The 13,319-nt window shown below is 55.1% G+C and carries 6 protein-coding genes and 1 pseudogene; 4 read left to right on the forward strand and 3 right to left on the reverse strand.

The window, feature by feature from the left end:
* Both fmt and MUN86_RS15105 read left to right on the forward strand, forming a co-directional pair.
* A complete protein-coding gene (fmt, locus tag MUN86_RS15100) occupies window positions 1–948 on the forward strand; it encodes a methionyl-tRNA formyltransferase (protein WP_245118898.1) in 948 nt (315 codons plus the stop codon).
* Between the two features lie 108 nt (window positions 949–1,056).
* Entirely contained in the window at window positions 1,057–1,542 is a 486-nt protein-coding gene (locus tag MUN86_RS15105; RefSeq protein ID WP_245118899.1) for a dihydrofolate reductase, read from the forward strand.
* 87 nt (window positions 1,543–1,629) lie between these two features.
* Here the strand turns inward: MUN86_RS15105 and porU2 are convergent, their stop codons facing one another.
* Window positions 1,630–6,768 (reverse strand): putative type IX secretion system sortase PorU2, encoded by a 5,139-nt coding sequence (porU2, locus tag MUN86_RS15110; RefSeq protein ID WP_245118900.1) that lies wholly within the window; start codon window positions 6,766–6,768, stop codon window positions 1,630–1,632.
* Window positions 6,769–6,852: 84 nt separating this feature from the next.
* A complete protein-coding gene (locus MUN86_RS15115; RefSeq protein ID WP_245118901.1) occupies window positions 6,853–7,953 on the reverse strand; it encodes a putative type IX sorting system protein PorV2 in 1,101 nt (366 codons plus the stop codon).
* 389 nt (window positions 7,954–8,342) lie between these two features.
* Between MUN86_RS15115 and MUN86_RS15120 the strand changes: the two genes are divergently transcribed.
* Together MUN86_RS15120 and MUN86_RS15125 are read left to right on the forward strand one after the other, a co-directional pair.
* Complete coding sequence (locus tag MUN86_RS15120) at window positions 8,343–8,705, forward strand: PadR family transcriptional regulator (RefSeq protein ID WP_245125756.1); 363 nt, start codon at window positions 8,343–8,345, stop codon at window positions 8,703–8,705.
* 53 nt (window positions 8,706–8,758) lie between these two features.
* On the forward strand, window positions 8,759–11,368 hold the full coding sequence (locus MUN86_RS15125; protein WP_245118902.1) for a GIN domain-containing protein: 2,610 nt from the start codon (window positions 8,759–8,761) through the stop codon (window positions 11,366–11,368).
* A 292-nt stretch (window positions 11,369–11,660) separates the two neighbouring features.
* Here the strand turns inward: MUN86_RS15125 and MUN86_RS15130 are convergent.
* Window positions 11,661–13,075: pseudogene (locus MUN86_RS15130) on the reverse strand (CCA tRNA nucleotidyltransferase).
* Between the last annotated feature and the right edge of the window lie 244 nt (window positions 13,076–13,319).

Here is a 13,319-nt window from a genome sequence, read left to right on the forward strand (position 1 = left end):
ATGCTCCGAATCATCTTCATGGGCACTCCCGAATTTGCGGTGCCCACCCTCGAATCTTTGCTCACCTGGCCGGGCTGTGAGGTAGTGGCCGTTGTCACGGCGCCGGATAAACCAGCGGGGCGCGGACGGCAACTAGCGGAGTCAGCGGTGAAGCAAGCGGCGGAGCGGCACGGGTTGCCGGTGCTTCAACCTACCAATCTCAAGTCGCCAGAGTTTCAGGCCGAGTTGAAGAGCTACGCGGCCGACTTACAGGTGGTCGTGGCGTTTCGGATGCTGCCGGAGGCGGTTTGGAATATGCCGCCGCGGGGTTCCATCAATATCCACGCCTCGTTGCTGCCGCAGTACCGCGGTGCGGCGCCTATCAACTGGGCCCTTATCCACGGTGAAACCGAAACTGGCGTAACGTCTTTTTTTCTGCGGCACGAAATTGATACCGGCGACCTTATCTTTCAGGATGTGGTGCCTATCACCCCCGACGATGATTTCGGGACGCTCTATGAAAAGCTGAAAACTACGGGCGCTGCCTTAACCTTGCGCACCGTACAAGCCATTGCCGCTGGCAGTGCGCCTAGCTTGCCGCAAGCTGAAAGCGATACGCTCCGGGCCGCACCCAAAATCCAGAAGGAAACAGGTCGCCTTGATTTCGCTCAGCCCGCCACGGCGCTAGCCAACTTGGTGCGCGGCCTCTCTCCTATTCCTACTGCCTTCACGCAGCTGCCCGACGGCCGGACCCTCAAGGTTTTCAAAGCCCAACCCTTCGACGACGAGGAAGCCAGCGGCCCCGATACTAGCGGCATCGGCCGCTGGTACACCGACGGCCGCACGTATTTGCGGGTTCAAACGGCCAATGGCTTACTCGATTTGCTGGATGTGCAACTCGAAGGCAAAAAGCGCATGCTCATAGCTGATTTCCTCCGCGGATTTAATATTGAATTGCTAAAGGGTTGATAAGCAAATGGCCGTTAGCTCCGTATGCAGTTGGTAGGTTACGCTGACTATTGTTTAGCCGCCAGGGAGCTGGTCAACCACCAACATTCATAGTTCAACCAACACGTAATGCTTGCATTTGTAGTAGCCGCCGCTGAAAACGGAGTAATTGGGCGCGACAACCAACTCATTTGGCACTTGCCCGCCGACTTAAAGCACTTCAAGCAGCTCACGCAGGGCCATCCGGTCGTGATGGGCCGGCGTACCTACGAGAGCATTGGCCGGCCGCTGCCGAACCGCACCAACATCATTGTGACGCGGCAAGCCGACTGGCAGGCCGACGGCTGCGAAACAGCACAGTCCGTGCCCGAAGCGTTAGAGCTTGCCAGCCAACTCGACGAAGAGGTGTTCGTTATTGGGGGTGCGGAAATCTACCGTCAGGCTTTACCCGCCGCCGACACCATTTATATGACGGAGGTACATCACAACTTCGAAGGTGATGTCACTTTCCCTGAACTAGACCACGCTGTGTGGCGTGAGGAAACCCGCGAACGACACGAAGCCGACGACAAGCATGCCTACCCGTTTACCTTCGTTACACTCCGGCGTCGATAGATAAGCTTACTAAAAAGTGATAAGCCCATGCTGCTCGCGCAGCATGGGCTTATTTATTGAATGGCTCTTTGTTAGATCCCGCCGTTATTAGCGTAGAATCACCAGTTTCCCCCAGTCCTTCTTGAAGGCTTTGTCGCCACCAGTAGGGCGGCGGCTGAACTTGTCCTGTGGCTCATCCAGGATAACGCGGTAGAGGTAGGTACCATTGGCCAGCTTGTCGCCGTATTCGTCGGTGCCATCCCAGGCATACTGCGAGATGTTGTTACCGATGCGCAGAGGTCCTAGCTCGGCCATCATGATTTCCCTTACTACCCTACCCGTTAGTGTCAGCACCTGAATTTTCATGTCGCGCGGCGTCTCCTTACCAGTTAGTGTGAACACAAACTTGGTTTTGCTGGTAACGGGGTTCGGATATGGGTAGATATTGCTAATGGTAGACTCGTTGATTACCTCGAAGGTGATACGGTACGGCTCGAGAGCCGCCGGTTTACCAGTAGCGTCGCGGCCTTGTACTTCCAGGGTGTAAATACCATTTTCGAGGGGAGCGTTTTGTCCCATTCGCAACTCAAGTTGGGCTGTTCCTTTCGTTGAGTCCGAGCTGAACCGGACGTTGTTGCCTGTTAAGTCAACTTGGACGGTAGTTTGATTAGGCGACGTCAACAACACATCGAAGTTTCTCGCATCCTTAATCTTGCGTAGTCGGTCATCGTCGCGCAGCTGCACCGTAACGGTTGGCGAAGGCGACACAATATCTCCGTTGAGAATATGTATTCCGTCGAAGGCCACATCGAGCGTAGGAGGTACGTTCCCGTCGTCTATGCGGAAAGGGTCTAGCACCAGCTCATTATTGAAGGCATACAGCTCCGGTAAGGCCCGCGGGCTTGGATTGACCACCACATTGCCGCGGAGCGTCCCGGTCAGGCCTACCACATTCACTTTTGCGTCAAAGCTTACTTGGCTGTCAGCGCGCAAAACACCACCGGGCACATCTATCAAGGCCTCTTTTACGCCAGTACCATCGTTGCGCAACAGAATTCTAGCTTTCATTGGGCCGCTGAAGTCAATTGACGACACGTTCTGGAATACCACCGGCACCGTAATAAAACCTGTTTCAGTTGCTTGCTTGGCTAGATTGGCTGGGTCGTATACCGAGGCGGGCGTAGCCAAGTCGCGGCGCACGATGCCTTCCGGTACTCCCTGATAGGTTACCAGCCATTGCTCTAGCTGCGGTGCCGTGCGGTTTAGGGTATCCCGCAGCTCCAGCACCAACTGCAAATATGGATACTGTTGGGCCGAGATATTAGCCAGCGCAAGACTTCGGCTCGTAACGTTGGCATCGAGCACCCGTTCGGTGTTAGTAGTGTCAATGCCAATCAGCTTCAGCGTGTAGCTGTCGGAGGCGTCAGGCGTACGCACGGTATGGAACAGGTTCAGCCACTGCCGCGCAGGTCCTATCTGCGTTGACGTGATTCTGCCGCTGCTCGCTCTGGTTAGGAGCGTGTCGTTGAGAATCAGTACTTGGTTGATGGATGGCGTGGAGCTAGCAGGGTCAGCCGTTGCTTCGCGTACTACCCTCGGATTAGGCCCTTTCTGCACCAGCAAGGCGTATGGCTCACCGTCCTGCAACTGGTTGATGCGTTGCGCGCCCAAAGAAGAAAATGCAGCCTTCAACGAAGTGGGGAACGTAGAGAAGTTCACCTTGTTCATTGAAATCAGCGCCACGTAGTCGCCGGGCTGCACGTTGGTAAGCAAAGCTTGCAGTTGGGCCTGCCGGGCCGGGGTGTTGATATTGTCGGTAGCACTGCTAGCGAAATGGTAGAAACGTAAGTTGGCTTGACCGCAGGAGTCGTAGCTACCTGCTACGTTGCGTACCGGACGCAGCGTACGGCCACTAAATACAGCTACCATCATATTGGGCTGCGCCGTAGCACAGTTTGCTACATAAGGCGATGTGGAAGTGCTAATGCCGTCGGATACTTGGTTGAAGGTTGGTGCTCCAGTGCCGCCCCCGCGGGTGGTCAACACAATCGGCTCCTGCACATCATCGAAATCCCAGCGTCCTGATGGCGCGCCTACCGTCATGCCAACTAACTGGTCGCGCTTGAATTGTCCGTGGTGGCTCTGCGACCAGCCACCGGCACTACCCGGAATGACACGGAATGAACTAGTAGCCCAGTCCGGGCTTTCGTCTCCGGTGGGCGTCTGAAAGCGCAACCGCCAGTACCACACCACACTATCGCGCCCGGCTGTTGTAGGCAGCGTCGGCCGCCAGTCAGGCACCAAGGAGGTTGTGACAGTGCGGGTTTGCTTGCGGGGGCTATTAAAGGTTGGAACCGTATCTAGTTCCATTTCATAGGTTCGCGAGGCGCCTTTGGGGTCGTTGGTCTGCCCCACTAAACGAAGGTTGGTTGCTGGCACAATCGCAAACTCTGGGGGCCAAATGGTTCTTACACCGCCTTGCAGGAAGTTGAAAGTAATCTGGCCGCTATTGTTTGTTTCACTTATTTCCGCAACCCGGTTATTGTAATCGAGGGCTACATCAAAGCGGTTGTCGCCGAATACGTTGCCGGTATTATCTAATACAAACGTGTAGGTGGTATCATGCCATGCTTGGCGTACCGTGCGGGTAATAATATCCGGAGGGCGTGTACCCGTACTAGTTGCCGAATACGTTCGCGTGATCCGGATTTCCAACGCATCGTAGGTGATTTTGCCTGGATTACTGACGCGGACCAACAGCTTGAAATTGGGAGAAGAAGCCTGTACCGCCCCGGAACCAGTAGATTGAATCTGTAGGTCGTTATTGCTGGTAACAAAGTCGGGCCGCTCAGGCGAGAAAAAGCGCAATGCAGGGTCGCCAAGCCACGTATTGATCAGGGCTTGCGCAATAGTAGAAGGAGCGCCGCCCGTTGTGATTAGCATCCGCCGGGCAGCTTCGGCCTGCAACACGGGTATCGGCTTACCGTACCAAGCAGGCTCATTGAAGGCTACTTTATAAAACTCTGTAGTAAAAGCATCTAGATCATAAGCGAAACTTTCGTCGGAGGCCGCCATGAAGCCTACTGCACCTTTGTTCTCCGCAAAAATCCAGTTTTCGGAAACAGTCTTGACGTTGGTATTCCGGTCTACTGCATTGGCTGCACAACCATTCAGTAAAAATACCGGGTACTTTCCCGGATTGTTGTACCCTTTGCCCGGCTCAGTGGGGTCACCAAAGTTGAGGTCGAAGTCTGACGTTGATCCGTGCCCAAAATACGTAACCAGTGACACGCCCGCATTAACCTCGGGCGCTAGTGTGATGTTCACTGGGAAGTTGGTGCCTCCAGACAAGCGGCGGCGGTAGGTATTCACTACTTGCCCACCGAATAGTGGCTTCTCAGCTAGCTGTTTGTATTTGTCGATGTAGTTCTCAAACAAAGAGTACTCGCCTGCATCCGTACCACCTCCCATGTGCACAATATGCTTGCGCCAAGGCACCGCGCCTAGTGCTTCATGCTCTTTAAGCTTGTTTAGATACCGAATGATTTCCTGAGGCTGCGTGGCAGACAAGCGCCCGGTAGGCATTCGGGCAACGTACTGGTCGTTTTCCCAATCGGCCGAAAGAAAATTATCGGAGCCACTACGGGTAGTGGAAGGCACCAAGTCGATAGCGGGGGCCAACTGGCTTCGGCTATACTCCCCAACTATCAACCCTTTGCCTAACAAGAGTAGATAGTTGGTTTGGTTGGCCGGCGAGTTAGCTAGCTCCCAGCGCACGTAGTTGCGCATAGCCATCACCGATTTCTCGCCATAGTGAAACTGGTTGTAGAGTTGCTCGGAAGTCACCACTACCGTATCGTAACGGCCGCCAGTTGCTGAGTGACGGTATTCGGCGTAGGCGCGCACCGGATTGGCGATGTTGCCTACTGGCCGCATCAGCGCGGTATGGCTGATGATCAGGAAGTTGGAACTAGCCGCATTCAGGGTTCGGAAACGTACGCGCACGGCGGGCCGTGGCACGGCAGTCTGTGCTTCGTCGGCGAGCAGTAGGCGGCGCGTTTGGCTGGTGGTAGCACTCGGGAAGGTGTAGCCCCGCTGCTGACCAGCCAATGCTACACCTTCCACCCGCTGCAAGTTGTTGATATCGGTTAGGTCGAAGCCGCGTACCGTCGAGGGCAAGCTGTCTACGGTGTAATAAGCCGGGCCTGCTAGCGTGGAATCGTTGAGGAAGGCCATCTGCTTGAGCCCGGAGCGCCACCGACTTGCTTGTGGGTAGGTATAGCGAACAAAGCCCACCCGGAAGCCATATTGCTGCGTTGCGGGGGGAGTATTGGTACCTCGCGCATAGGTCCAAATTACTCCCGCCGAGTTGATATCGGAAGGTTGCAAGGCATACCGAAACAAGCGCTTTTCATAGCCATTAAACGAAATCGAACCTACCACCCGTTCGGTGTTGGTGGCTGGTTGCCGAACCGTTACCTGCACGGTGTGTGGTCCACTCCAAGCACCTACAAACAGGAGTTCAACTTGGGGCAAGGTACCGGCTGTGCGCGCCACCGCCCAAGCCGAGTCGGAAACCATGTTGGCGGTTACGGCTCCCCTATTGCCACCAAACCGGACCGACAAGAAACCCTCGCCGGCTTCACCCCAAGGCTGGTACACGTTCACAAATGGCTCGTCGTTCACATAGGCAAACTGCCCTTGCACCGGGTTACCGTTGAACAATACTTGCCGCTGAGCTAGGCGGGTGGGATGCGGCGTGGCGCTAGGCGTAGTAGCTACCTGCGTCATCCGTTTGCCGTTGGTCGTGGCCGACCATGTAAGGAAGTACGCGGCGGTATCGGTGTAGAGACTATAAAGGTCGTGGGGTTGGGCGGCCGCACCACCTTTATAGAAGGCGCGGTCGAGCTTACCATCGTTGCGCTGGCCGTAGAACTCGAAGAACGTGGTGGCATCCAGGGTGCTTTGGTTACCACCGGCGTAAATAGCTACCTCCTGGCCCCGCCGCCACAGCTGAATCCGCTGGGGGTTCACGCCGGTAATGCCTGCCTGGGCTAGATATTGCTGGTCGAGGCGATAAAGGCCGTCTTTGGTTACTTTGATTTTGTAGTACTGCTGGCTTGGCACTATCCATTCGTTGCCAAACAGACTCGCATTTTGAGCCACTGCCGAGTTTGCTGCCAGCAGCCACGTTAGTAGCAAACCACACAAACCTAGAAGTTGCTTGCAATAGTATCGTTTCATCATAGAGTAAACTGGGTAATAGCGTAGCTACTAGACTGGATAATCACTGAGAGATTTACAGGTACTTCCCCACCAACCGCACATCATTTACTTGATGCCGTAGCCGAGCGACACGATGAGATTGTTGGTTTGCGTGCGGCCTCCAAGCTTCTCAATGGCTAGTTGTGACAAGGCCAAATCCAGACGCAGGCCACTCAAGGCCACTCCTACTCCAAGGCTGGGCTGCATTTTCCACTCCTCCTTGTTGGTAAATGCTTTGATTTTCTGGAAGTTGCTCACACCACCCCGCAGAAACACCAAATTCTTGAAGCCAACTTCCAAGCCCGCCCGCGGGTCAATGCTGGCCAGCTTGCTTGATACAAGTGTATTGCGCTGCCCGTCAGTGGTCAATTCCAAATCGACAGCCGCCAAGGCAGTAAACTCGCCGGGTAGCTTTACCAACCGGGCCGCACCAAGCACAAAGCGTGGCAGCGTCACTTCGGTGCTGTTGGCTGGTATTACGGTAGGGTCCCCTGGCACGGGGTTCAGCTTCTCCGAATTGATGGTCCAGGCATTGACCGTAGTGGTGATGTCGCGGGCCATGAGGCCGAAGTGCCAGTCGTTTTTGTCGTACTGCACTCCCGCGTCAATGCCAAAGCCCCACGCATTGGCAAAATCACCGACGTTGCGATACACTATTTTGGCATTGGCGCCGACTTTAAGCCCTTCGATGTTGCCAATCCGGCGGGCATAGGACAGCAACACTGCGTAATCGGCCACGGAGAAGTAGCGAATTTGGTCGTACTGAATGTAGCCGTACTCATTGATCAGGTTGCGTGTGTCCGCAATGTCATCGACGCCGAGGCGCAGGGCACTAATGCCAATGGCGCTTTTGTCGTCGAGCGGCATGGAGAAGGCCGCGTAGTCGTTTTTAACGATGCCCGAGAACAACTCGGAGTGCATCAGAACGGCATCGTACTTCGCTTTTTGGTTAAGCAAACCTGCTGGGTTCCAATAGCCAGCAGTAGCATCCTGGGCAAGACTAACTTGTACTTTACCCATACCCAACGCCCGACCTCCGACACCAATATTCAGAAATTCGTTGCTATACTTTGGGGTTGTATCCTGGGCCGAAGCAGCCGTGGGCGCGAGAAACAGCAAGCCGCTGGCACCGAATAGCAGCGCAGTAGTATAGAAGAAGTGTTTCATGGAAAAATGGGCTAAAAACAGGTAGTCCGCTTTTCAACGCAAGGTACTACATATTAGTACGTCACGCTTTACATGCCTCATAAATTAGCCTATTACCAATGAGTTAAGGTGAGGACGGCAGCTAAGTAATCTGGCTGCTATGCGAAGTGACAAAATACTTCAACACCATATTGACATTAACTCAAACACTCAATTAAGTGTGCGCTCACTGCCTTTTGCACCAATGTGCTAACGGGTGAAAACCGCCTAGGGGCCTTAAATCTGCCTTTTCCTATTCTTTCTGAAGCGAGTAATCCTCTGTCTCGAAAATTATTTTCAACAGTACCTTGCGTTACATAGTACCTTCCATTATCTTTGACTCATTCTTCACCGACTACCGCCTCAAGCCCATGAAAGTAGAGAACACCCAAGTGCAGATGCGGAAGGGAATTCTGGAATTCTGCATCCTGGAGATTATCGCCCGCGGCGAGGTATATGCGTCCGATATGCTCGAAGAACTAACCCAAGCCCGCATGATTGTGGTGGAGGGGACGCTCTACCCGCTGCTCACGCGCCTCAAGAATGCCGGCTTGCTCGATTATACCTGGAAGGAATCGATGAGTGGCCCGCCGCGCAAGTACTACACCCTCACCGATGGCGGGCAGGACTTCCTGCAACAGTTGCGCCTTACTTGGGAAGAAGTACAGGACTCCATCCGCATCATCCGCCAAAAGCCTTCCGCCAACGGGAGCACCGTACCGGTCGTGCTGTAGCACCCGGCCCTTCCTCCCGATTTTTTTCCGACTAGTTGCAGCCCCTGACTGAGATGAAAAAGAACATCAGCATCAACCTCCAAGGCATCATCTTCCACATTGAGGAAGACGGCTACGAAGTTTTGAGCCGCTATTTGGCCGAAGTAAAAGCCCACTTCAGCGGCTATCGTGGCCACGAAGAAATCGTGGCTGACATCGAAGGCCGTATTGCCGAAATCTTCGCTGCTCGCCTCTCCGGCATCAAGCAGGTGATTTCGCTGGACGACGTGCAGGCTATGACCGCCAAAATGGGCCGCGTGAGCGACTTCCAAAGCGCCGAAGACGCCGAGGACGACGACGAGCTGCTCGCCGACGCTGTAGCTAGCGGCACGGCTGCCGGCACTTACACCAGCGCCGGTACCAAAACCAGCTATACCAGCACCAGTAGCACCACTACGGATACCACTACCACCACTACCGACGAGCCCCGCCGCCTCCACCGCGACATGGCCAACCGCAAAGTGGCCGGGGTAGCTGGCGGTATTGCCCGCTACTTCGCTATCAATCCTCTCTGGATCCGGTTGGGTTTTCTGGGGCTGCTCATTCTAATACCCCTGGCTTTCAACGATCTTGGCTGGCTAGAGGAAGTGGGCGAGAAGCTAGCTGCGCTATCCGTCATCTCCTACATCATCCTCTGGATTGCGCTACCTAAGCGCTATGATGCCACGCCGGAGCAGGAAGACCGGAGCTACAAGAAGTTCTACCGCGACACCGACAACGGCAAAGTTGGGGGCGTATCAGCTGGCCTCGCCGCCTACCTTAATTCAGATGTGACGCTGATTCGGGTGCTGTTTATTGCGGGCTTGTTTGTAGGAGGCATTTCCTTCATCCTGTATCCACTGCTTTGGATTCTGGTACCCGAGGCCAAGACCATCTCGGAAAAGATGCGCATGCGTGGCGACGCCGTAACGCTGTCGGGTATTGATAGCAATGTGCGAAACAACGCCTTTGAAGCCGGTACGGGTAACAACCGCCCTGTAGGCACCTTTTTCGAGGACTTAGCTGGCGCCCTGAACCCCTTGCTCAACTTTGTAGGCAGCGCCATACGCATCGTGGCCGGGGTGCTACTCGCCATACTCGGGTTTAGCTTCCTGCTGGCCCTGGTTGTTATCTTGGGTGTGGGCATAGGCCTGATTCCAGACTCGCAAAACATCATGGCCGGCGACGTGCCCGCGCATGTGTTCCTAAATGGTGTGCCCGGTTGGGCCTTGCTCTCAGGTTTCGTGGCTTTCGGTATTCCTACCCTAGCTATGCTGCTGCTCGGCGTCGGGTTGCTGATGCGCCGCGCCGTTCTGAGCCGCACCATGGGTTGGTCGTTGTTCGGGTTGTGGCTGCTGAGCATCATTGGTGTCACGGTGGCCGCAGCTCGCCAGAGTCGGGAGTTTCAGTACGGCGCCGATGTAGAGCAAAGCCAGCAGTATCCTGCCCTCCGGGCCCGCGTGCTGCGCCTCGAAACCCGCCAAGTAGACCGTGAGTGGGACCAGTGGGTAAATGTAGACCTAGCCGCCGCCGACAGTGGCCGGGCAGTGGAAGTGATACGCCACCTCTCAGCCAAAGGCTCTTCCGAAGCTGATGCCAGCAACACGGCTGCTACCACCGTAGCTTATACCGTCCGGACTCGCGGCGACTCGACCCTGATTTTCGACGACCATTTCTCTTTCCAACCTAATGCCCGCTACCGCGACCAGGAGTTGGAACTGACCGTCCGCCTGCCCCGCGACCGGACCTTCCACCTCAGTGAAGGATTTGCGAACTGGCTAGACGATGACGACTTTGTAGGCGACCGTACCCCCGAAAACATTGAAGAGCGCACTTTCCGCATGCGCGGCAACAAGTTGGAATGCATCAATTGCCCCGCCGATGAAGTAGATGACAGTGACGAAGACACTGATACTGAGACCAATAACGATGATGAGGCAAACATCAACCTCGACTTCGGTGGCTCCACAGCTTTCGACACCAACGAGGACAGCTACGGCTCCGGCCGCCGCACCTACGACGAGGAGGGCTTCGATGGAGTGAGCGTCATAGGTCCCTACCGCGTGGTGATTCGGGCGGGCAGCACGTATCAAGTGAAGGCGGCTGGCAACACCTCTCACCTCGATGATCTGCGTGTAGAGCGAGAAGGCAGCAAGCTGGTTGTTCGGTCTCGCAACCGCAATTTCATGAGCGGCGGCAAATGGAGAGGTGCCGATAAAGTGTTGGTAACTATCGAAACGCCTAAGTTGGATCGACTGGAACTGGTGGGTGCTTCTCAGGCCGACGTGCAGGGTTTCGGCACCGGCGACCTTCAAGTAGAGCAAGCTGGTGCCAGCCAGCTCCGTCTGCAAGGCGACTTCAACAACCTAGACATTGACTTGGCTGGTGCCTGCCGCGCTTCGCTGCAAGGCAAAGCGGATGCCCTAAGTGTTGACGGAGCTGGTGGCTGCGAACTAGATGCTCCCGAGTTCACGGCCAGCCGAGCCGACATCGACATGGTAGGCGGCAGCAAAGCCCGCGTGCGCGTCACGGAGAGCCTGAAGGCCGACGCCATTGGAGCTAGTGTAATCGAATACAGCGGCAACCCTTCCGACGTAACGAAAGATGCTACTGGTGCTTCCAGCGTACGCTCAGTCGAAGATTAACGCGTAGGGCCTAGCCTTCACCGAACTGCCATCTACTGCAAGCAATTTGCACTGGAAGAATAGCTTACAAAAAATATATAGTGAGTGAGGCAACGCTCACTATAAAGCCAGCATCTATGTTGCTGGTGAAACGATAAAGAGGGTCCATTTTTTCTGGTGAGTGAAAGGCAGACCCCCGAGGAAGTTCTTTCGCCGTTTGTGCTGCAACCGAACGGCGAAGGGCTTCCTCAATTTTTTAATTCAATAGCAAAGCGGTGAACGGAAGAGCTTAAGCCTTTCGTTCACCGCTTTGCTATTGTGCTACTTCCAAGCCTTTCTGCTGTCCTAGTTCTAACAGTAGCGCAAATGCGTCCTCGTATTCGTTGCGAACTTTGCCGTCCAGAATGGCTTCTAATACTGCATCCTTTAGCTCGCCTACTTCGCGGGAAGGCTTCAAGCCAAAGGTTTGCATGATGACTTCGCCCGTGATAACAGGCTTGAAATTGCGCAAGTGGTCTTTCTCCTCTACTTCCTTTAGCTTTTCCTCCACTACATCGAAGTTGCGCAGGTAGCGGTTCTTGCGGTCGTAGTCTTTGCTGGTAATGTCGGCGCGGCAGAGCAGCATGAGGCGGTCGATGTCGTCGCCTGCTTCGAAGAGCAAGCGGCGCACCGCCGAATCAGTTACAATCTCCTTGGACAATACGATAGGGCGCAGGTGCAGACGCACCAGTTTTTGTACCTGGCGCATCTCCTCCCCTAGCGGCAGCTTGAGGTCAGTGAAGATGCCGGGCACCCAACGGGCACCTTTGTCTTCGTGCCCGTGGAAGGTCCAGCCCACACGCTTGTCGTAGCGTTTGGTAGCGGGTTTGGCGATATCGTGCAAGATGGCGGCCCAACGCAGCCATAGGTCGCCGCCGGCCGCTACCACGTTGTCGAGTACCTGCAGGGTATGGTAGAAATTATCCTTGTGAGCGTGCTGGCCTACTTTCTCTACACCATAGAGCTGCGCCATCTTCGGGAAGATGAGCTGCAACAAGCCGCACTGAAACAGCAGCTTGAAGCCATAGCTCGGCTTCGGCGCCATTATGATCTTGTTCAATTCAGTGGTTATTCGCTCCTGCGACACAATCTTGATGCGCTCCTTATTGCGAGACAACGCATCATACGTGTCGGGCTCGATGTCGAAATCCAGCTGAGTAGCAAACCGGATAGCGCGCAGCATCCGTAGCGGGTCGTCGGAGAAGGTGATGTCGGGGTCAAGGGGGTGCGGATAGTGCGGCGTTGCAAGTCGCCCATGCCGTCGTAGCGGTCCACGAGGGCGCCGAAGTCGGCCGGATTCAAGCTTAGACCGAGGGCGTTGATAGTAAAGTCGCGGCGGGCTAAGTCTTCTTCTAGGGTGCCAGCTTCCACTTCGGGCTTACGGCTTTCGGCGCGGTAGCTTTCCTTACGGGCCCCCACAAACTCCACTTCGATTTCCGGCGTGGGCAGCATCGCCGTTCCAAAGTTCTTGAACACCGTTACGCGAGGCCGGCCGGGTAACTTGCGCCCGACCTCCTGCGCCAGCCGAATACCGTCGCCGACGCACACTACATCCACGTCTTTGCTTTCGCGCGCCAGCGCTAAGTCCCGCACGAATCCGCCAATAATATAGGCCGGATAACCTAGTTCGCCGGCGGCATCAGCAATAGTTCGGAACAGAGGTAGATCGGGAAGCTGCGGGGTTTTCATGCGGCAAAGTTCGGCAACCGTCCGCTAAGTATCGAATTGAAAGCAGGAAGTAGTTGGCCTAGCTCAACAAAACAGCAGGCTACCTGTACTCTTTTCAACACTCATCACTATTGCGCTAAGTGCGCTAAGTCTTTAGTTAGCTACTGCGCGCTTACGGTGACAACCCAACAAACTCAGTAGCTATTCTCTACACTCCATCCAGCATAAACTACACTTCAGAGACTTGCAATTGGTTGGCGAACGA

The organism is Hymenobacter volaticus, assembly GCF_022921055.1.
Classification (GTDB): domain Bacteria; phylum Bacteroidota; class Bacteroidia; order Cytophagales; family Hymenobacteraceae; genus Hymenobacter; species Hymenobacter volaticus.